The following is an 18,717-nucleotide window of genomic DNA, read 5'->3' on the forward strand; positions in this document are numbered from 1 at the left end:
GGTTAGGGTGGGGTAAATTTTAAATAAAAAATCACATAAGAGTTACGGCTACAGTAAATAAACCTCAAGTTCGGGTCTGATTGTATAATTCCTATGATCCTCAGTGTTCGTATTGCACTTTTTTTGGCGTTTTCAACTTTTCTTATAGTAATCATAGATAAAGATTGATGATTACCCCTATTTTCATTTAGAGATATCTTTGCAATAATCATAGAAATTTAATTACGATCTTTTGTAAATAGATAGACTTAATATGATAAATAACTGGCTGGACACGATCTGGCTGATTCCCTGCTATTCCCTGATAGGAGCAATGCTATCGATCATCTGGTTTCCCAGCATCACGCGCAAAACGGGACCCAGACCAGCAGGCTACATCAATATTTTCATGACTTTCTGCTCATTAGTTCATGCGATCGTCGCTTTGACTGTAGCTTGGGGACAGCCAGCACATTTATTATCTTTTCCTTGGCTTACGGTCGGAGGACTAGACTTTACAATCGACCTACAGATTTCAGAAATCACTATTGGCGCAATCATCTTGGTCACTGGGATTAACCTGCTTGCCGAGATTTATGCGGTCGGTTACATGGAAATGGATTGGGGCTGGGGTCGCTTTTATGCGCTACTGGCACTTTTTGAAGCAGGGATGTGTTCCTTGGTTCTATGTGATTCCCTATTTTTCAGCTATGTCATTCTCGAAATTTTGACCCTTGGAACTTATCTCCTTGTCGGTATTTGGTACAACCAATCACTGGTAGTAACTGGGGCGAGAGATGCTTTTTTGACTAAGCGAGTAGGAGATTTATTCTTACTAGTAGGCGTAGTTGGTTTACTGCCCTTAGCTGGCTCTTGGAATTTTACGGAGCTAGCCGAATGGGCTCAGACTACAGATGTTAACCCAACGACGATAACCTTAGTCACCCTAGCCCTGATGGTTGGTCCGATGGGAAAATGCGCCCAATTCCCCTTACATCTTTGGCTAGATGAGGCGATGGAGGGGCCTTTACCAAGTACTGTGCTGCGGAATTCAGTAGTTGTCGCTACAGGTGCTTGGGTATTGATCAAACTTCAGCCTTTGTTTGCATTGTCACCTTTTACTCAACAAGCAATTATTGCCGTTGGTTCAGCAACTGCATTAGGTGCAACGCTAATTGCGATTGGGCAGATTGACGTGAAACGCTCTCTGTCATATCTAACCAGTGCCTTTATGGGACTAATCTTTATCTCCGTTGGTACTGGCAATACCCATAGTGCCTATATTTTGATTTTGTCCCATGCTTTAGCGATCTCGCTCTTGCTAATGTCAGTAGGCAGCATTATTTCCAACAACATTAGTCAAGATCTAACTTTGATGGGTGGGCTATGGAATCGCCGCCCGATTTCAGGAATCTGCTTTTTAGTGGGTGCGATCGGATTGATTGGATTGCCTCCATTGGGTGGATTCTGGGCTATGGTTGATTTGCTTAACTCTCTCTGGCAAGACAACCCTGCTTTAGCAGAATTGCTGCTATTAATTAATGGCTTGATTGCCTTCAGTCTTATGCGCGTATTTGGTCTGATTTGGGGAGGTAAACCCAAGCAGATGACGGAACGGTCCGTAGAGCCCCTATGGTTGATTGTCATACCAATGACCATAATGGCAGGTGTAGTATTGCATGTTCCTCAAATGCTAATCGCTTGGGGCGTTATTCCTAACTGGACGCAGATGCTTAGTCCTGATGCCCTGCTTCTAATCGGCTCAAGTGTTGCAGGGCTGGCTACAGGTGCATATCTCTATCTCAATCAGCAAGTTCCTAAGCCTGTAACTTTACCTTGGTTAGGCTTACAGAATTTCTTTGCCAATGATTTCTACACCCCAAAACTCTACAAGGTCACAATTGTGGGACTAGTAGATGGTGTATCGAAAGGGATGTACTGGTTCGATCGCTTTTTTGTCGATGGAGTAGGCAATTTCTTTGGATTAGCGACTCTGTTTAGTGGTCAAAATCTCCGCTACAGCACCTTTGGTCAGTTACAGCTCTATACACTGACGATTATGGTCGGCATTGGCGTTCTACTTTTATTACTGTTCAATTGGACTCTCTAAGCAAAGCCATTTAAGAATTTATTTAGATCCCCCCCAGCCCCCCTTAAAAAGGGGGGAGAATCAATTCTTCCCCCTTTTTAAGGGGGATTGAGGGAGATCTCTTAGACCTTTTAACCTTAGAAAGTAATTCTTAAATGGTTTCTAAATCTGAATCTCTACTTTAGGAATAACACTATGCTCAGCGCTCTAATTTGGTTGCCTGTGATCGGGGCATTAGCGATCGCCTTTCTCCCGCAAAGTCAAGTTAAAAAAGGATCGGCAATTGTTGCAACGGCGATCTTAATTCTTGATTTCATCCTTTTGCGACAATTCGATATCAAGATTTCGGGTTTCCAATTAACAGAAAATTTGCCTTGGCTAGAAAATCTTGGCTTAAACTACAGCCTTGGCGTTGATGGGCTATCTTTACCACTAGTGGTTCTAAATGGGTTGCTCACTTGGTTGATCGTTTGTTTTTGCGATCGGCAGATCAAAGAACGCAATACACTCTTTCATGTATTAATGCTCTTGATTCATGCTGGTGTAAGTGGCGCAATTCTCTCCACCAATACGCTGCTATTTGTGCTGTTTTATGAAATAGAGTTAATTCCTCTCTATTTAGTCATCGCAGTTTGGGGTGGCGGACAACGTAGTTACGCGGCGATGAAGTTCTTGATCTTCACTGCTATTTCAGGGATTCTCGTTTTAGTCGGATTCCTAGCTTTAGGATGGCTATCGGCAAATCCTACGCCAGTTTTTGACTATGCGACATTACAAACTCTTTCGTTACCGATTGAGATTCAAGTCACTCTCCTAGTGGTATTGCTACTAGGCTTTACGATTAAAGCTCCTTTCGTACCATTCCACACATGGCTACCCGATGCCTATGTAGAATCGACAACCCCAACGGTAATGATGCTCGGAGGCATTGTTGCTAAATTAGGAACCTACGGTTTGTTTCGCTTTTGTGTCGGTTTATTCCCCGATGCTTGGGCTTTACTATCACCTTGGATTGCAGTTTGGGCAGGCTTAGGAATTCTCTATGGCGCAATGGTTGCGATCGCGCAAAAGGACATCAAACGCATGGTTGCCTATAGCTCCATCGGTCACATGAGCTACATTCTCCTTGCTGCTGCTGCTGCCACACCTCTAAGCATGGTCGGCGGGATCATTCAAATGGTAAGTCATGGCTTAGTTCTATCACTGCTGTTCTATTTAGTCGGCGTGATTGAAGAAAAAGTTGGTACAAGAGATCTCGATGTTCTGAATGGCTTACTTAATCCCATACGCGGTTTGCCTTCTACCAGTGCATTGCTAATCTTAGGTGGTATGGCAAGCGCGGGTATTCCTGGGCTGATTGGATTCATCTCAGAGTTTCTGATTTTCCAAGGTAGTTTTAGCAAGTTCCCTATCCCCACGATCTTATCGATGATCGGTACAGGGCTTACAGCTGTTTATTTCGTAATTCTGCTCAATCGTACTTGCTTTGGTAAATTGGATAATCACACCGCTTACTACCCTAAAGTTTCAGGTATTGAGCAGTTGCCAGCACTGATTTTGACTGCATTAATTGTGATTTTAGGAGTGCAACCATCTTGGTTAGTGCGTTGGAGTGAAGTAAGTGCCGTTCAGATCATCGCTCGTGTTCCTGACACAGCGATTGTAGCTAGTACAAGTCTCATCAATGAAGACAGCAACTCTTTAACTGATCGCAATTAGTGCGATTTATGAAGATGTCGATTTATTAGCAGCAAGTTCAGAAGCAATTTTAGAATCAACCATTTAGATATATAAAAGGTAATCAACGATGACAGCTACTTTAACGGAACCCACAACCAAGCTACCGCCTTCCACCCATCCCTACGCAGAAGTCATTCATCGCCTCGAAGCAGGTGGCTCAATGCTGCCAGATACGCCCGAAAATCTCATGCAGATTATCGGACTTTACAAAGCATATGCTGTACCGATGGACTTCTATTGGCGGGATTTACTATACATAGCTGAACAAGTATTTTTAGAGCCAATTCCTGCCTTTAAATATTTTCTTCCCCAAGAATATTTAGATTTGCCTAATCACTATGCTGGCGATACTGCTGATTTGCGGTTTTGGCGAGGCGAAGCGACGGCTCATCCAGAATTATTAGAATTCATGGATAAGGGAGAACTCAAAGCCAAAATTCCCAAGATTTTTCATCATCTCTATCACGATCGCATCAATATGGAGTTTGCGGAAGAATGTATGCGCGCAATGCTCTGGCATCGAGGCATGGGCGGCGAGTTAGAGCCTTACATGGATTCTGAAGAATATAAGCAGAATGCCGATCGCGCCATTCGGGCTTTCTTTAAAAATAATCCAGTGATGTTGGGATTATACAAACTTTTTCCTGATATGTTCATGGAGCAATGTCGCCAATCAACCATGACTTCGGTGCTTGGGCTATTTTGGGAAATCATGGCTCCCGTGTTCTTTGAGATGTCGGATATTTACGATGAAGGTGGCTTTAAGGGCGTGCCTGATGCGATGGATTTCTTGGTAAATGGCATCTTTGCGATCGCGGGTCGTCCCATTTATCACCGCGTGAAGATTGGCGATGAATGGATTGATATTGTCCCCAAATCCAAGGGATTTACTTGGCTCTATGAGGCAGCCTTCCCCTATGTCGAGGCAGTGTTTTACCGCACTTCCCCATTCCGTGGTACGAAGTCTTACAATGCTCAAGCTCACGAAGTGCCTAACGATCAGAATGATTTTCACTTTGGAATTTTGTACGCGGATAAGTTCCCTGTGGGCTCCGCAGGTATTCCGCCCACATTGCTGCATCAAGACATGTACCACTTCTTGCCGCAATATCTGATTGACTATTACAAACAACATTGTCGCGGTGAAGATGACATGCTAATTCAGTTAGCTGTCAGTTTTCAGCGATCGATGTACAACGTGACTTCGGCAGTAATTCAGGCGGGAAGAGCGGCGTTGCTTTATCCCTTAGATGATCCTAATCCTAAACATCTTTTGGCAAATCGTCATTATTTTGAAGGACAACTGAATCGATTCTGTAATCCTAAATATGGCATGGATAAAGCTGCCAGAATAGGGATGGTTCAGGATCAAAATTATCGGTAGAACTTACACAAAACAAGCCAAGAACTCAAGTTCTTGGCTAAAAGCTCAAGTCCACTGAAGTGGACTACAAAATACTGTCAAGCAACCCGTTGCAAAAGGTTTAAGCTTTTAGCCCACACTTGAGTGCAGGGCAGTGTAAGTCATAAGTTGTTAAAAAGTAATTAATAAAAGGAATTAAATATGGCCACAATTGTTGATATTGCTGTTAGTAACGAAGCATTCACCACACTCGTCACCGCTGTATCGGCTGCGAGCTTAGTGGAAGCATTACAAAGCCCAGGTCCTTTTACCGTATTTGCACCTACTAATGATGCTTTTGCCAAATTACCTGATGGAACAATCACCACATTAGTTCAGAATATTCCTCAACTAGCAAGGATTCTGACATTCCATGTTGTTTCAGGAAAATACAAAAAAGAAGATTTAATCGGTGTCAAATCGTTGATTTCTTTAGAAGGCACACAAATTGATATTGATGTCTCCGAAGAAAGCTTCGAGGCAAATAATGCCACGGTGATAGCTGCTGATATTGAAGCTGAGAATGGCGTGATTCATGTAATCGATAACGTCATGCTGATGCGTCCTCATTGGTTTTATCCAATTATGGAATCTGGCAAAGTCGGTGTTGTGTAATCACAAAAAAGCGTTAAAGATCCTGCCGTGCAGGATCTTTAACGCTTTTTTATATTGAACTTTTTTCTTTCTTTATCAAAAAAATATTTATGTTTGGACAGCTATCTGAACGGCGAATGCATTTGATTCGCTGGATTTTAACGATCGCATGGTTACTGATCATCGCGTCATTATTTTACGATCCTTGGACTCCTCAATTTACAGTCTCCAATCATCCTTGGAGTCCATTAAGGTTAACTGATAGTTGTATCTCGGTACAAGGTAACTGCTTAGTAGAACAGCCCTATGCCCTAGGTACAACTATATTCTGGGGTGCGGTTGTCCCTGCGGCGATTTTCATTTTGTTGGTGTTTGGGCATGAGTTATGGCGGCGGATTTGTCCGCTCTCATTTTTATCACAAATCCCTCGCGCCTTGGGTTGGCAGCGTCAATTTAAACGCGAAAATGCCAAAACTGGCAAGGTTCGCTATGAGTTAGCCAAAGTAAAGCCCGACTCTTGGCTAGGAAAAAACTATCCCTATGTGCAGTTTGGCTGGCTATTCGCAGGGCTATGCGGTCGGATTTTATTTTTTAATGCCGATCGCTTGGTGCTGGCTCTATGGATATTGACGACGATTGCTGCTGCGATCGCAGTTGGTTATCTTTATGGCGGTAAGTCTTGGTGCAATTACTTCTGTCCGATGGCTCCCGTACAGCGCGTTTACAGTGAACCAGGGGGACTATTTAGCAGCAGTGCTCACACTAGCGATCAGTTGATTACGCAATCGATGTGTCGAACTGTAATGCCCGATGGCAAAGAGCAAAGTGCCTGTGTGGCTTGTCAAAATCCTTGCTTGGATATCGACTCTGAGCGGGTGTATTGGGATGGCTTGAGCAAACCTGAAGAATCATTTCTGAGATATGGCTATGTCGGTTTAGTGACTGGCTATTTTGTCTATTACTATCTCTATGCAGGTAATTGGGACTATTATTTCTCTGGTGCATGGGCAAGGCAAACTGACCAATTGGCAACCTTGTTTAGTGCAGGGTTCTATCTATTTGGACAGGCGGTTAATATTCCTAAATTAATTGCTGTACCTTTAACGCTGGGCATTTTTACCGCAGTTGGTTATTTCTTAGGTCGCTGGATTGAAAAGAGGATCAGGATTTACAGCGGCGATCGCCATCTCAAGCTATCTAGGGAAGTCATTCGTCATCGTATTTTTACTATTTGTACATTTACAATTTTCAACTTCTTCTTTATTTTTGGCGGTCGTCCGTTAGTCGCTTTGATGCCACTTTGGGGCCAATACATCTATGATTTGGGATTAGTTCTGCTCAGTACGCTTTGGGTGTATAAAACTTGGCAGCGTAGCCCCGACCTCTATTCACGGGAGAATTTAGCCAGTCGCTTCCGTAAGCAATTAGAGAAGTTGCAACTTAATGTTTCCCAGTTTTTAGAAGGGCGATCGCTCAGCGATTTGAATACCCATGAAGTTTATATCTTGGCAAAGGTTTTGCCTAGCTTCACTAGAGAAAAGCGCCACACTGCCTATAAAGGAGTGGTGCGTGAAGCCTTGGAAGAAGGATATGTCGATTCTTCCAGCAGTTTAGAGGTCTTGCAACAATTACGTCAGGAACTTGGCATTACTGATGATGAACACCGTGAAGTACTAGAAGAACTAGGCATTGAAGATCCACAGTTGCTAAACCCTGATCATAAACGTAGTTTAGAAAATCAAATTCGCTTGACGGGCTATCGCAAATCAATGGAGCGATTGATGCTATTGCAAAAGCAACAGTTTGATAACTCTTCCGATACTTTACTTGAGCAGAACTCAGCTCAAGTACGAGCCTTACGCCGCCAATATGCGATTAATCCGCAGGAAGAAGCTTGGATTTTGGATGGCATTTCTCCAGAATCGGGAAACCTGCGTAGAGCCGAGTTTTTAGTCGCCCAGTTACCATCTTTGATTTTCTGTTATCGAGCTTTACATCAGCCGATCATTCAAGAACATCAGACTGTACTGAGACTTTTGTGGGATAGCATTACTCACAAAAAGGAATTAATTGTGCGGACTATTTTAGGAACTCTGGAGACTTTCCCAAATGATGCCGATGCGATCGCAGTTGCTCAACAGTTAGGACAATTAGCACCATCAGTTTTGGTGGAAGCCTTAGAATCTGAGAGCTGGAGCGATCGCTTATCTCCAGAAATCCTGCAATGTTTACATCCATCGCAGGGACAAGCAACTGTCTGTCAGCTCGATTATTCTATTGAGGAGATTTTGCGATCGCTAGAGCCTTTACTGGATGATCAAAATCCTTTGATGCAAGCTGCTTGTTTGTATATCACCGCCCAACTGAATCTTGAGCAAAGTAAGGCGATCGCTCGTAATTACAGTCTGCAAACTTCGATCTTAGTGCAGGAGACCGCCAAGATCGTACTCTCACTGTCTGATAGTTCCCCACCGCTCACAGCATTTCCGATGTTAGAGAAAGTAGCGCATCTCTTTAATAGCGATTTCTTCCATCGGATGCATGGTGAAACGTTGGTAGGGCTTGCCGATCGCGCTGAGGTGAGAGCATTTACGACGAATGAGGTGATTACGGAAGCAGGTGATACTTGTCGTGAGTTGTTGCTGGTAATCACTGGCTCAGCGAAGATTAATTTCTATTCTCAGGGTGAGGTAGTGCGTGTTGAGCATCTGAAGTCTGGACAAACCCTAGATGAGCTAGAGGTTTTAGCCCATAGTGATTCTCAAAATACAATCATTGCAGATAGTGAAATCACGCGAATTTTGGCGGTTCCTGTTGATGCCTTTGATGCTTTTCTCGATCGCGATCGCGATTTTGCCCGTCGTGTTCTCGAACTAGAAAGCCGTCAATTGCAAAAATTTATGCGATCGTTCCAGACTACAAGATAAAGCAGAAATGTTTTATGGCGCGCCTTTACCGCGCCATAAAACATTTCTGCTTTAAGGCAATTAAGTTTAGCGATCGCTCAATTCCTAGAGATGAAGTTTGTTGATATAAAATAGAAATATTGGCAAATCTGTGATCGAAGTATGGATGCAATTACGACTATTTTTGTGGCAGCGATCAAAATTATTGTTGATTCTGGAGTATTGAGTAGAGTTAGTGATGGAGCAACGACTAAGATTGGTGAAAATATTACTGATGGGGTTGGTAATATTTCACAGAGATTATGGGCAATGCTAAAGCGGAAATCTCCTAACACTGATACGGTAAAGAAACTTGGTAAAGGGCAAGAGATTGATTACCAGCAGGCAGTGATTGATGTCGAGGCGATCGCGGATGATCCTGATGTGGTGAAATTATTGGATGAGGTGCGATCGCTTTTGGAAAGTAATCAAGAGCTAGCAGCTAGGGTTGAAGAGTTGGCGGCACAGGCTATAATTGCGCCTAAAATTGTACAAGTGATGGCTAGTGATATTGAGGGCGTAAACCTTCGAGCAAAATCAATGAAGCAAACAGCGCCATCTGGCAGTAGCTCAGTTGAGCAGACGATGCTAAAGAATGTCAAAGTAACGGATGATATCGATTTGGGTGATTTAACTCAGGAGGCTTAGGCGATGGAAGAGTTGTTAGAACTAAAGGGATTTTTGCTCAGTGGCAATATCTCTGATGCTTTGCTGTTGGTGGAGGAGATGACAGAAATGAGCAAAGATGACAAATTAAATAAAATTTCCAGTTTTGCCAAGATTCTCCTATTGCATTTAATCAAGCGCCAAGCGGAAGGACGAACAACGAGATCGTGGGATGCTTCTATTGAAAATGCTGTTTATGAAATTCAGAAAACAAATCGTCGCCGTAAAGCAGGAGGGAGCTATCTGACTAAGGAAGAATTGCGGGAAGCAATCAGCGATGCTTATCGGGTGGCGATATCAGGTGCGGCGGCTGAGGCTTTTGGTGGTTGTTATACAGTCATACAACTAGCGGCGATGGTCGATTGCGAGGCTATTATTAATCAGGCGATCGCTTTAATTTTGGGTGAGGCAACATGACGACAGATCCGAAAAATCAACAGTCGGCTTTACAAGGTAATGATGTGGCGCGCGACCTCACAATTGGTAACTTCGCACAGACAATCAACTACAACCAAATTATTCAAGAGGCAAAACTGACGGGGGGCAGCCTGATCAATTTGCCGCAGACTAATGTGACTTTTTTTGCGGGACGGGATGATGACCTGAAAAAAGTACATGAACTTTTACAGAAAAATCAGAGGGTGGCGGCAGTAGCTTTTGTGAAAGGGATGGGGGGTGTGGGGAAGTCAGAACTTGCCCTTCAATATTCGCTACGGCATTTTTTGACGGACTATAGCGGTGGAATCTGTTGGTTACGGGCAAATGAGGGGACTTTGCCGACCCAATTACAGGATTTTGTACAGATACAGCTTGGGGAAATGATGCCCGATGGGTTAGATAGTGGCGAAAAGTTGGCGGGACATTGCTGGCGGCGGCTTTCGGATCGCTTGGAGGGGCAGATGTTGGTGGTGTTAGATGATGTGAAAAGTTCTGACGACGTGAATCCATTTTTGCCACCTCAGAATGGAAAGTTTTGGGTGTTGGCGACGACGCGGTTGGTATTGGGGAAATGGGATCAGCAATACACGTTAGATGTGTTGGTGTTGGCGGCGGCGGTGGATTTACTAAAGTCGTTTTTACCTGAAGCCGATCCGCGTCGGGGGAATGATGCGGAAATCGAGAGGCTTTGTGAGTGGTTGGGGCGGTTGCCTTTAGCGATCGAGTTGGTGGGGCGGTATTTGGCTTTGCCGAATCAGTTAGATACTGGTATTTCTGAGATCTTGCAACGCTTGCAAGGAGAATGTATGGTGCAGCTTTCGCAAATTACTGATGAAGAAAGGAAGTTATTACCCAAAAATCTAAATGTGGCGGCTTCATTTTTCTTGAGTTGGCAAGAGTTGTCACCCTTGGCTCAACGTTTGGCTTGTATGCTGGGTTTGTTTGCCTTAGCGCCGATTCCTTGGGAACTAGCTGAAAATGCAGCACTCTTCAAGTTAGAAAATATACAAAGCAGCCGCCTGACTAAATTTATCAATGGTTTAGAAAATATACAAAGCAGCCGCCTGACTAAATTTATCAATAAAACCTTGAAAAAAAATAATCCAAAAATAACAAAAGAAGACTTAAAAAAGGCTCGTGGTGAATTATTGAATATAAATTTATTGCAAGTAATCTTTCTAGAGGATGTCCATTTTTATCATTTACATCAATTACTACGAGAGTATTTTAAATTTCAATACCAAAAACATTCTGAATGGTCAAATATCAAGGATAAATTGATTTGCAGTTTAATTAAGTTTTGCAATAATTTATCTAATAATGAAAACTCATCAAACATTGCTACCAGTTATTTGAAACCACATTTAGGAATTCTTAAAGACAGAGAGAAAATATTTGATATCTGTAAATCTGATAATGAATTTATAGAAGATGTATTACGTGGATTTGGTAGCCTTAGAGATTACTATGAGAAGATAGGCTCATATTCTATTGCAGAGGATTGGGGAATTGAAAGCTTAGAGATCAGAAAAAAGTTTTATAGTGAGCAGCATTCTGATATTGCTCAAGATTGTAGCAAGCTTGCACATATCTACAATATGAATCAAAAATATAATGACGCAGTTGATTATTTTAAGCAAGCTATTCAAAAATACAAAAAGGCAGGTGAAATGCGTGAAGAGATAAAGAATGTGATCAAGGCTACAAGACTTAACTTTAAGTTAGACATATATTATGAGTTTGATTTGGAAAAGCACGAAAAAGAAAGTGAGAATTTATCTAATGATAAGCATGATTATGATCTGCGTTATGAAATCAAAGAATTAAGACAAGAAGAAGACAAACAAGCAAAACAAAAAGAAGAAAAGAGATTAAACTCTGTAAAAGAAGAAATTAAGATAGCTGTTGTTGGTTATCGTAATACTGGCAAAACAAGTTTTATCCGAACATTAGTTAGAGACAAAGTTGGAATTGTAGAAGATAAAGCAGGAAGTACTATAGAGCCAGAAGAACACGAATGCTTGACTAATATAAAGCTAGTCGATTGTCCAGGGTTTATCAGTATTGATCAATACCAATCTTACAGAAGAGAAAAAGAGGAGAAATTACTCTCTAAAAGAGAAATATTAAGCAAAAACAAATGGACAGAAGAAACAATTGATCTATGCGAAAAAGCAATTAACAAAATAAAAATATCTGACATAGTTATTTATGTTGTCAGTTTAGAAAATCTTCACGATGAGGTAACACAAAGAGAGATCGAGGAAATTAAAAATACAAACAAAAAAAATTATAGCTATTATTAATCAGTCTAATTCTATATCTTCTGACAAGAAAAATAGAATACCCAAGTGGAAGCAATTCTTTAAAGATCAAGATGTCAAATATTATCTCGATTTTGATTGTTTTTGGGATAAACCATCAAAAATAGATTCACTATATTCATTTGTTTCAGAGAGCTTATCTGGAGATTTTAAAAAGAATCAGTCTTTTGCTTCTGCGCTGGAAATTTATGAAGACAAAAAATTAAAAAAATTAAAAAAAATTTGTACCGAATTTTCTAGTTGTTTAATTGATTGTAGAAAAATTAAGTTTCAAGTGGCAAATACTGAACAAGAAAGAGAGAACGCTCAAGAAGACTGCTCTAAAATGGCTTTGTCAATAATAAGAAAGTTTATCGAAGAAACACAAAAAGAATTTGAAATTGCAGTTAACATTAAACACTCAGACATTCAAGAAGTAATCTCAGCGAATGATTTTAACATCACGCATATTTCTAATGAAGCCGCATCTAAGACTGCAATATTTTCAGGACTTGGCGCTGTAATTGGCAGTGCAGTTCCATTGGTAGGAACAGCAATAGGAGCAGTAACAGGGTCATTGATAGGAGCAGGGATAGGTTATTTAACAACAAAAGACACAAAAATAGAGGTTAATTTGAGTTCAGCTAACTTAAACTGTATTTCTAGTTTTTGCTTGGCTTATTTATCCGCTTGTTTATTTTGTGGTTATGCAAAGTATGGTTATAAAATTGAAGATGAATACAGGAGACAACTAGATTGGCATAAAATAAAGACTTTGCTTAAAAACACAACTAAATATTGCAGTGAAAAAAATAATTTGATTGAATTAAGTGAAGAAGAAATGGTTACATGGTGTAATGACTTTCTTGTAAAACTTTAAAATAATCAAAATAAAATATTTTATTTTCAATCAAACTTTAGTAGCAAGCAAAAAACTTACTCATCGCAAGGGAAGTAAAACGAAGCCGAACCTCTCTTTATGCGATCGCTCTCTATCAGGGAACGCCAACTAGGAACAGACCATCCCAATGTCGCCGCCAGTCTATTCAACTTAGCCGCCCTCTATCAAAATAAAAATACCCAACGTCATCCCGAAGCCCTGCAATCCATCCAACGCACCATCCAAATTTACGAACGAAAACTTGGCACTGAGCATCCCAATACTCAAGCAGCACTCAGTTGGCTTCAGGCGATCCGTGAGGCATCTCTATGATTGCAACTGACGCACCTGCTCAACTTTTAAGCCAGTAACCTGAGCAACTTGCTCAATATCCATACCAGACTTCAGCAAATTTAGAGCGATTTCTTGGCGACCCTTTAGCAAGCCTTTTCTTAGTCCTCTTTGCAAACCCTTTAATTCGCCTTCTCGCAAAGCATCTTTATATACTCTGGTATTTTTTATATCACTGAGTGTAAACATCGCTTCAATCTCCTCGCGGCTTAAGTTTTTAAATTTGGACACAAGCACAGCTTCGACTAATTCCATAATATCAGGATTTAAGTTTTGCTGCTTCAAACCCTGCACAATTTTCGGCGCATCACTTTCTGGGCTTGTAATTAACTGAACTATAGCGATCGCCACTGACTCAGACTCACCCAACTCATCGAGATAAATTGGTATTAAACGTTGATTATCAATCAACTCTTGCTGAAAACTTGATAATTTGGTGGGAGCAACTTGGCGATCGGCAAATATTGCAACTGCCTTCCAATCATTTTCTGGCTCATATTGACTGAGATACAATAAAATCTCGCTGAGAAATTCCCAATAGAAATTAGCTTTTTTCTGAAACTGTACCTCTACAAAGTAAATCGGCTTGTCTATCCTATCAGGAGCAAAGATGCCATCAAATCGAAAAGCCTTCTCTTTCACTTCCACTGAAATAAACTCATATCCCTCTTCAAACGGTTGATTGAGAAGTTCAAACAGCAGCGTATTAAAAGTTTGAAAGAGTTTATAAAAAATCGTGTCAGTTCGCATGAGAAAACAATAAAATAGAAGTTATCATTAGCTGAGCGAAAGCATACTCAGCAAATTCTAGAAATCTTTCAGCCGAATCTCGATTTCCCATCGCTAAAATATAATTTGCCTGTCGCCTGATATCTTGGGTTGCGCGATCGCGAACAATTATCGGAAAAGCTATACCTGCTACAGCTCTGTTCCAAGTACCGACAACCGCAGATCTTGCCAATAAGCTGAAGTTACCAGTTCAGGCTCTGAGTTCAACCCCTCTTGTAACAAACTCACTAGTTTTGTCTGAGCCTCCTTCCTCTGACGATCTTGGTTCAGCAAAGACAGAAAATAATCCGCCACAGTATTATAAGTTCCAGACTGAATCTGTCCTTGAACATAGGACTCAAGTTCCTTTGGTATTGGAAAACTTACATTCATAAACCTTTTCAAGATGAATTAAAGTACTATCAACGATTTTAGCATTAGTCAAGAACTAGGATCAGACCATCCGACGACTCAAAATGCGATCATTTGGCTTCAGAGGATCAAGGAAAAGGGTAAAAGGAAAAAATGTGGATTTTTTGAGTTGTGTTGGTTGATGTTATCTTAGGACATAGGATTAGGCTAAAAATATATGTATCAAGTCACACTAAATTACGCCAAAGCAAACCTTGATGAACTATGCGATCGGGCAGGTCAAGAACCAGAAGGAGTAGCGATCGTTCGTGAAAATCGTAGTTATATTCTGATTACTCAAGAAGAATGGGAATCTCTAATTGAAACTGCGGAATTAATGCAACTACCAAACCTGCTCAACCAAGTTGCATCGGCACGCCAAGAATATCAAGCAGGAGAAGCACTCTCTATGGAGCAAGTCTTTGGATGAAAATCTACAGAGTCCTCTTTTCTAAACAAGCTCAAAAAGATATCAGCGAACTCACATCTAAACAAAAAGCGAAACTCCAAGAAATTTTACGAACCCAAAGTCTTTGAAGTCGAATTTAGCGACCTCAATGGAAGAGCCTATGCCATAGAAACCCTAACAGAAAGACAGTTAATGGTTTTATATCATCACCCCATCCAAGAAAGACAATTAGTTTCTGCCTAATGCGATCAAGGAAAAAGGAAAAGGAAAAAAGGTGGATTTGTTTTTTTGTTGGTTGATATTGTCTCAAAACATAGGATTAAGCTAAAAATAATACGCATCAGATCGCGGTAGATTATGTCAAAGCAAACATTGATGAACTATGCGATTAAACTTGCCGAGAACTTCAAGGAATAGCGATCGCTAAAACAAATTACATAGTTTAAAATTAAGAAAAAGGACACAGCTATGAATACATCAGTCAAAACGGTCAAAGTTTACGACGAAATCGTAGATTTTATTGCTGCTGGCACTACACCCCAAAGCTTAATTGACTTTCGCCTTTCCGAAACCGCACAAGATCGATTAGAGGATTTAATTCACAGCGCCAAAAACAATGAGCTTACCAAAGAAGATAAGCGAGAATTAGATAATTTCTTGACCCTAGAACATATCTTGACTTTAGCTAAAGCCAAAGCTTATAAATACATTAATCCTGAGCCTAAATAAAATGACGCGCACCTATATTAGCGTTCAGTTAAGGCGTTTAGTCATTGAACGTGCTGACAGCATCTGTGAATATTGTTTAATTTCTTCAGCAGATAGATCTTCTGGTTGCCAAGTTGACCATATCATCAGTGTTAAGCATGGCGGAGATACTACACCAGACAATCTTTGTTATGCTTGCACATTCTGTAATCTACAAAAAGGAACAGATTTAGGATCGATTAATTGGCGAAATGGCGAACTCGTCAGATTCTTTAATCCTCGCAGAGATTTTTGGGGAGAACACTTTCAACTGGATGGAGCCATGATTCAGTCAGTTACAGATATTGGCGAAGTAACAGCACGTATCCTTGATTTCAATAATGAAGAAAGAGTCTTAGAAAGACAGTTATTAATAAAAGTTGATAGATATCCTTTAGACGTAGCAAAAAAGAGAATCTGCAAGTTGTAATATTGAAATTCATTCGTGGCTACTATCTTTTCCATAACTTAACCACACTTTAGCAACAGAAAAAACCTAGCAAAACTTTATTGGTGCAGATTTAAGCACAAAGCCCTCTCATACCAATTCACGAAAGTGTGGCTACACTTTCGTGAATTAAAAACCAAACCCTGTAAGGGTTTTAAAAACACAAAATGGATACGCCATTTTGTGTTTTGGGATCACATCTGCATAGCTATCTGACCGCGAGATATACATCCTCAATAGCATCTCAAATCAGGAAGCAGCAAATTATGTTTAACCTCACTTCAGTGCAGATCTCTCGCTTACCTCTATTTGGTATATGTGTAGCCATTGCGATCGCATCCATGCCCACAAAAGTATCAGCCCAATCAATAGATTGTCCCAACTATTGGGTAAATCCAAAAACAGGTCAGACGGAATGTTTTGTTATATACAAGGGTTCTCTGATCAGAAATTCACAACAATTACTGAACGCATCTAATACAGTCTTGGTATATGGTAGAGAATCCTGTGGATGGACTCAACAAATGCTAGAGGAACTCAATCAATTGGGTATTCCCTATCAATATCGGGATGTCGATAATGATGCAATGTCAGACGAGATGTGGACTGCGTTGAGGTTCGCTGGACAGGATACTTCTTCTTCAGTCAGCTTACCAGTTATTTCCGTCAATAAGCAGGTCATGATCCGTCCCGATGTAACGGAAGTAATTTCAGCAAGAAAATAAAATCTAGAAATGGGAAGCGGCGCAATGCGCCGCTTCCCATTTCTGGGTTTAAGCTGTAGTCATACCTTCGGGAATTAGTATAACTAGGCAGCCAGATCGCAGTTAATCATCCATGGAGTGCCAAAGCGATCGACAAGCATCCCAAAACGAGCAGCCCAGAAGGTTTCTTGGATTGGCATTTGCACTGTTCCATTTTCTGCCAAAGCATTAAAAACCCGCTCTGCTTCATCGGGATCGTTTAATACGAGCGATACAGAGAAACCCTGCGGTTTTTCAAAGTAATTAGGCGGAGCATCGGAGCCCATCAGTACCGTATCACCCACGGTTAGGGAGGCATGCATGATTTTATCAAGCTTTTCAGGTGGCGTTTGCTCCGCCATAGGCGAATCTCCGAAGGTCATCATCGCATCGATTTTGCCATCTAGGCAATGTTCGTAGAACTTAAACGCAGCTTCGCATTCATCGTTGAAAGAGAGATATGGACTTAATTTCATGATGGACTCCTTTGTTTTATTTGTTGATTTTTCAGTGGAGTTGAGATCCCAAGCAAGATTTCGGTTTAGCTAACCAAGTTTTAATCATCGCTCAACAATCTAGTCGAACTGGAGTTTGTGCGATCGACAGCTAGAATAAACTGTTTCTATGAATTTGTATGTATCGATCGCACATGGATTTCTCAAAATACACACTTTAGGAATTCTTGATCTTCTCAGCCTCAGCACGGATGCATTCTTCCTGTTCCCGAAGTTCAGGTGTAAATTCATCGCCAAAATCTGCCGCCTCAAAAAGCGGACGAACCTCAATCTCTGATTCTGATGGCATGGGATTGGGACACCGTTTGACCCATGCGATCGCCTCTTCCATTGACTGTACTTGCCAGAGCCAGTAGCCAGCCACTAGCTCCTTTGTCTCTGTAAATGGCCCATCGATGACGCTACGATTTGCTCCTGAAAATCTTATCCTCACTCCCTTTGAGCTAGGATGCAGACCCTCACCAGCCAGCATAATCCCTGCTTTGACCAATTCTTCGTTGAATTTACCCATGTCAGTAAGCAGTTGTTCGCTGGGCATCACGCCAGCTTCTGAGTCTTTGGTCGCTTTGACCATAACCATGACTTTCATCTTTCAATCTCCTGTTTACTATTGCTATGTAGAGTTAAGAGAGTCTCAACCTTTGCTTTATTCCAAATCAAGAAATGGCATAGCCATTTCTTGATTTGGAAAACCTTACTGGGTTTAGTTTTTAATTCACAAAAGTGTTGTCACACTTTCGTGAATTGGTATTACTATCTAGTCGAACAGACTGGCAGGAGATCGACAAGTTGAGCAAATTTTTCTAGAAAAGTTTTTTATAAGCTGATGGGCAATGTTGAGTGCGTATACCTCTAACAACTATTCTGATGGCAGACCTGACAGCTCTACAATCGGGCGAATTTCAACAGTGCCTTTATATGCTGTGGGAATGCGTTCGGCGATCGCGATCGCTTCGTCGAGATTGGTCGCATCGATCAAAAAGTAGCCGCCAAGTTGTTCCCGCGTTTCGGCAAAGGGACCATCGGTCACTAGTCGTTTTCCGTCACGAATCCTCACACTAGTTGCTTTGACAACAGATTGCAGAGGTGAAGCGCCCAAGTATTGACCGTTCGCATTCAGATCTTGGGTGAGATGCACTGACTCCGTGTAGCATTGCTCTCTCTCATTTTCTGTCCATGCGTTTTCGTCACTGTAAATGAGCAACATATATTTCATGATTGATCCTCTAGAGCTATGATTATTGCACGGTAATCATAGCTCAATCTATAGCATGAGCTACATATATTTC

At 41.2% G+C, this 18,717-nt stretch carries 20 protein-coding genes; 15 read left to right on the forward strand and 5 right to left on the reverse strand.

Annotation, left to right across the window (positions count from 1 at the left end):
- Positions 1 to 253 precede the first annotated feature (253 nt).
- The 10 genes from PseudUWO311_RS17405 (at position 254) to PseudUWO311_RS17450 (ending at position 13,369) form a co-directional block, all read left to right on the forward strand.
- Positions 254 to 2,089 carry an NAD(P)H-quinone oxidoreductase subunit F gene (locus PseudUWO311_RS17405; protein WP_142656505.1) on the forward strand — a complete coding sequence of 612 codons (1,836 nt, stop codon included), beginning with the start codon at positions 254 to 256 and terminating at the stop codon, positions 2,087 to 2,089.
- 174 nt (positions 2,090 to 2,263) lie between these two features.
- Entirely contained in the window at positions 2,264 to 3,787 is a 1,524-nt protein-coding gene (locus PseudUWO311_RS17410; protein ID WP_142656506.1) for an NADH-quinone oxidoreductase subunit M, read from the forward strand.
- A gap of 88 nt (positions 3,788 to 3,875) precedes the next feature.
- Positions 3,876 to 5,192 carry a CO2 hydration protein gene (locus tag PseudUWO311_RS17415; RefSeq protein ID WP_142656507.1) on the forward strand — a complete coding sequence of 439 codons (1,317 nt, stop codon included), beginning with the start codon at positions 3,876 to 3,878 and terminating at the stop codon, positions 5,190 to 5,192.
- A gap of 180 nt (positions 5,193 to 5,372) precedes the next feature.
- Positions 5,373 to 5,825 (forward strand): fasciclin domain-containing protein, encoded by a 453-nt coding sequence (locus PseudUWO311_RS17420; protein ID WP_142656508.1) that lies wholly within the window; start codon positions 5,373 to 5,375, stop codon positions 5,823 to 5,825.
- Positions 5,826 to 5,914: 89 nt separating this feature from the next.
- The gene (locus PseudUWO311_RS17425; RefSeq protein ID WP_142656509.1) at positions 5,915 to 8,731 is read left to right on the forward strand and encodes a cyclic nucleotide-binding domain-containing protein; all 2,817 of its coding nucleotides are present in this window, start codon (positions 5,915 to 5,917) and stop codon (positions 8,729 to 8,731) included.
- A gap of 141 nt (positions 8,732 to 8,872) precedes the next feature.
- On the forward strand, positions 8,873 to 9,397 hold the full coding sequence (locus PseudUWO311_RS17430; protein WP_142656510.1) for a hypothetical protein: 525 nt from the start codon (positions 8,873 to 8,875) through the stop codon (positions 9,395 to 9,397).
- A 3-nt stretch (positions 9,398 to 9,400) separates the two neighbouring features.
- Positions 9,401 to 9,832, forward strand: a complete 432-nt coding sequence (locus PseudUWO311_RS17435) for a DUF29 family protein (RefSeq protein ID WP_142656511.1) — start codon at positions 9,401 to 9,403, stop codon at positions 9,830 to 9,832.
- Complete coding sequence (locus tag PseudUWO311_RS17440; protein WP_142656512.1) at positions 9,829 to 12,159, forward strand: GTPase; 2,331 nt, start codon at positions 9,829 to 9,831, stop codon at positions 12,157 to 12,159. The genes PseudUWO311_RS17435 and PseudUWO311_RS17440 overlap by 4 nt, the downstream gene beginning before the upstream one ends.
- 292 nt (positions 12,160 to 12,451) lie before the next feature.
- Entirely contained in the window at positions 12,452 to 13,036 is a 585-nt protein-coding gene (locus PseudUWO311_RS17445; protein WP_142656513.1) for a glycine zipper family protein, read from the forward strand.
- Positions 13,037 to 13,135: 99 nt separating this feature from the next.
- On the forward strand, positions 13,136 to 13,369 hold the full coding sequence (locus PseudUWO311_RS17450) for a tetratricopeptide repeat protein (protein ID WP_142656514.1): 234 nt from the start codon (positions 13,136 to 13,138) through the stop codon (positions 13,367 to 13,369).
- On the opposite strand, the gene PseudUWO311_RS17455 is transcribed toward PseudUWO311_RS17450, so the two are convergent.
- Together PseudUWO311_RS17455 and PseudUWO311_RS17460 are read right to left on the reverse strand one after the other, a co-directional pair.
- Positions 13,364 to 14,137: an Rpn family recombination-promoting nuclease/putative transposase gene (locus PseudUWO311_RS17455; protein ID WP_142656515.1), complete on the reverse strand. Its 774-nt coding sequence runs from the start codon at positions 14,135 to 14,137 to the stop codon at positions 13,364 to 13,366. The genes PseudUWO311_RS17450 and PseudUWO311_RS17455 overlap by 6 nt on opposite strands.
- A 168-nt stretch (positions 14,138 to 14,305) precedes the next feature.
- Complete coding sequence (locus tag PseudUWO311_RS17460; RefSeq protein WP_142656516.1) at positions 14,306 to 14,548, reverse strand: type II toxin-antitoxin system ParD family antitoxin; 243 nt, start codon at positions 14,546 to 14,548, stop codon at positions 14,306 to 14,308.
- Between the two features lie 196 nt (positions 14,549 to 14,744).
- On the opposite strand from PseudUWO311_RS17460, the gene PseudUWO311_RS17465 reads away from it, so the two are divergent.
- From PseudUWO311_RS17465 to PseudUWO311_RS17485, 5 genes are all read left to right on the forward strand, one after another.
- Positions 14,745 to 14,996: a type II toxin-antitoxin system Phd/YefM family antitoxin gene (locus tag PseudUWO311_RS17465; protein ID WP_142656517.1), complete on the forward strand. Its 252-nt coding sequence runs from the start codon at positions 14,745 to 14,747 to the stop codon at positions 14,994 to 14,996.
- Between the two features lie 39 nt (positions 14,997 to 15,035).
- Positions 15,036 to 15,218 (forward strand): DUF4926 domain-containing protein, encoded by a 183-nt coding sequence (locus PseudUWO311_RS24925; protein WP_142656561.1) that lies wholly within the window; start codon positions 15,036 to 15,038, stop codon positions 15,216 to 15,218.
- A gap of 225 nt (positions 15,219 to 15,443) precedes the next feature.
- Positions 15,444 to 15,704: a hypothetical protein gene (locus PseudUWO311_RS17475; protein WP_142656518.1), complete on the forward strand. Its 261-nt coding sequence runs from the start codon at positions 15,444 to 15,446 to the stop codon at positions 15,702 to 15,704.
- A gap of 1 nt (position 15,705) precedes the next feature.
- Positions 15,706 to 16,152, forward strand: coding sequence for an HNH endonuclease (locus PseudUWO311_RS17480; RefSeq protein ID WP_142656519.1), 447 nt, complete (start codon positions 15,706 to 15,708; stop codon positions 16,150 to 16,152).
- 284 nt (positions 16,153 to 16,436) lie between these two features.
- Complete coding sequence (locus PseudUWO311_RS17485) at positions 16,437 to 16,895, forward strand: glutaredoxin family protein (protein ID WP_190303548.1); 459 nt, start codon at positions 16,437 to 16,439, stop codon at positions 16,893 to 16,895.
- Positions 16,896 to 16,978: 83 nt separating this feature from the next.
- On the opposite strand, the gene PseudUWO311_RS17490 is transcribed toward PseudUWO311_RS17485, so the two are convergent.
- The 3 genes from PseudUWO311_RS17490 to PseudUWO311_RS17500 all read right to left on the reverse strand — a co-directional run bounded on the left by PseudUWO311_RS17490 (position 16,979) and on the right by PseudUWO311_RS17500 (position 18,644).
- Positions 16,979 to 17,389, reverse strand: coding sequence for a VOC family protein (locus tag PseudUWO311_RS17490; protein ID WP_142656521.1), 411 nt, complete (start codon positions 17,387 to 17,389; stop codon positions 16,979 to 16,981).
- A 196-nt stretch (positions 17,390 to 17,585) separates the two neighbouring features.
- Positions 17,586 to 18,017, reverse strand: coding sequence for a YciI family protein (locus tag PseudUWO311_RS17495; RefSeq protein WP_142656522.1), 432 nt, complete (start codon positions 18,015 to 18,017; stop codon positions 17,586 to 17,588).
- Positions 18,018 to 18,287: 270 nt separating this feature from the next.
- Positions 18,288 to 18,644 carry a YciI family protein gene (locus PseudUWO311_RS17500; protein ID WP_142656523.1) on the reverse strand — a complete coding sequence of 119 codons (357 nt, stop codon included), beginning with the start codon at positions 18,642 to 18,644 and terminating at the stop codon, positions 18,288 to 18,290.
- Positions 18,645 to 18,717: the final 73 nt, after the last annotated feature.

This window comes from Pseudanabaena sp. UWO311, from assembly GCF_006937785.1.
In the GTDB taxonomy this organism is placed as follows: domain Bacteria; phylum Cyanobacteriota; class Cyanobacteriia; order Pseudanabaenales; family Pseudanabaenaceae; genus Pseudanabaena.

What these genes read in the sequence shown, in the direction of transcription:
- PseudUWO311_RS17455 (WP_142656515.1), bottom strand. Translation starts at nt 14,137, where the DNA reads ATGCGAACTGACACGATTTTTTATAAACTCTTTCAAACTTTTAATACG.
- PseudUWO311_RS17415 (WP_142656507.1), top strand. Translation starts at nt 3,876, where the DNA reads ATGACAGCTACTTTAACGGAACCCACAACCAAGCTACCGCCTTCCACC.
- PseudUWO311_RS17465 (WP_142656517.1), top strand. Translation starts at nt 14,745, where the DNA reads ATGTATCAAGTCACACTAAATTACGCCAAAGCAAACCTTGATGAACTA.
- PseudUWO311_RS17440 (WP_142656512.1), top strand. Translation starts at nt 9,829, where the DNA reads ATGACGACAGATCCGAAAAATCAACAGTCGGCTTTACAAGGTAATGAT.
- PseudUWO311_RS17480 (WP_142656519.1), top strand. Translation starts at nt 15,706, where the DNA reads ATGACGCGCACCTATATTAGCGTTCAGTTAAGGCGTTTAGTCATTGAA.
- PseudUWO311_RS17430 (WP_142656510.1), top strand. Translation starts at nt 8,873, where the DNA reads ATGGATGCAATTACGACTATTTTTGTGGCAGCGATCAAAATTATTGTT.
- PseudUWO311_RS17425 (WP_142656509.1), top strand. Translation starts at nt 5,915, where the DNA reads ATGTTTGGACAGCTATCTGAACGGCGAATGCATTTGATTCGCTGGATT.
- PseudUWO311_RS17490 (WP_142656521.1), bottom strand. Translation starts at nt 17,389, where the DNA reads ATGAAATTAAGTCCATATCTCTCTTTCAACGATGAATGCGAAGCTGCG.
- PseudUWO311_RS17460 (WP_142656516.1), bottom strand. Translation starts at nt 14,548, where the DNA reads ATGAATGTAAGTTTTCCAATACCAAAGGAACTTGAGTCCTATGTTCAA.
- PseudUWO311_RS17405 (WP_142656505.1), top strand. Translation starts at nt 254, where the DNA reads ATGATAAATAACTGGCTGGACACGATCTGGCTGATTCCCTGCTATTCC.
- PseudUWO311_RS17420 (WP_142656508.1), top strand. Translation starts at nt 5,373, where the DNA reads ATGGCCACAATTGTTGATATTGCTGTTAGTAACGAAGCATTCACCACA.
- PseudUWO311_RS17410 (WP_142656506.1), top strand. Translation starts at nt 2,264, where the DNA reads ATGCTCAGCGCTCTAATTTGGTTGCCTGTGATCGGGGCATTAGCGATC.
- PseudUWO311_RS17495 (WP_142656522.1), bottom strand. Translation starts at nt 18,017, where the DNA reads ATGAAAGTCATGGTTATGGTCAAAGCGACCAAAGACTCAGAAGCTGGC.
- PseudUWO311_RS17450 (WP_142656514.1), top strand. Translation starts at nt 13,136, where the DNA reads ATGCGATCGCTCTCTATCAGGGAACGCCAACTAGGAACAGACCATCCC.
- PseudUWO311_RS17500 (WP_142656523.1), bottom strand. Translation starts at nt 18,644, where the DNA reads ATGAAATATATGTTGCTCATTTACAGTGACGAAAACGCATGGACAGAA.
- PseudUWO311_RS17485 (WP_190303548.1), top strand. Translation starts at nt 16,437, where the DNA reads ATGTTTAACCTCACTTCAGTGCAGATCTCTCGCTTACCTCTATTTGGT.
- PseudUWO311_RS17435 (WP_142656511.1), top strand. Translation starts at nt 9,401, where the DNA reads ATGGAAGAGTTGTTAGAACTAAAGGGATTTTTGCTCAGTGGCAATATC.
- PseudUWO311_RS17475 (WP_142656518.1), top strand. Translation starts at nt 15,444, where the DNA reads ATGAATACATCAGTCAAAACGGTCAAAGTTTACGACGAAATCGTAGAT.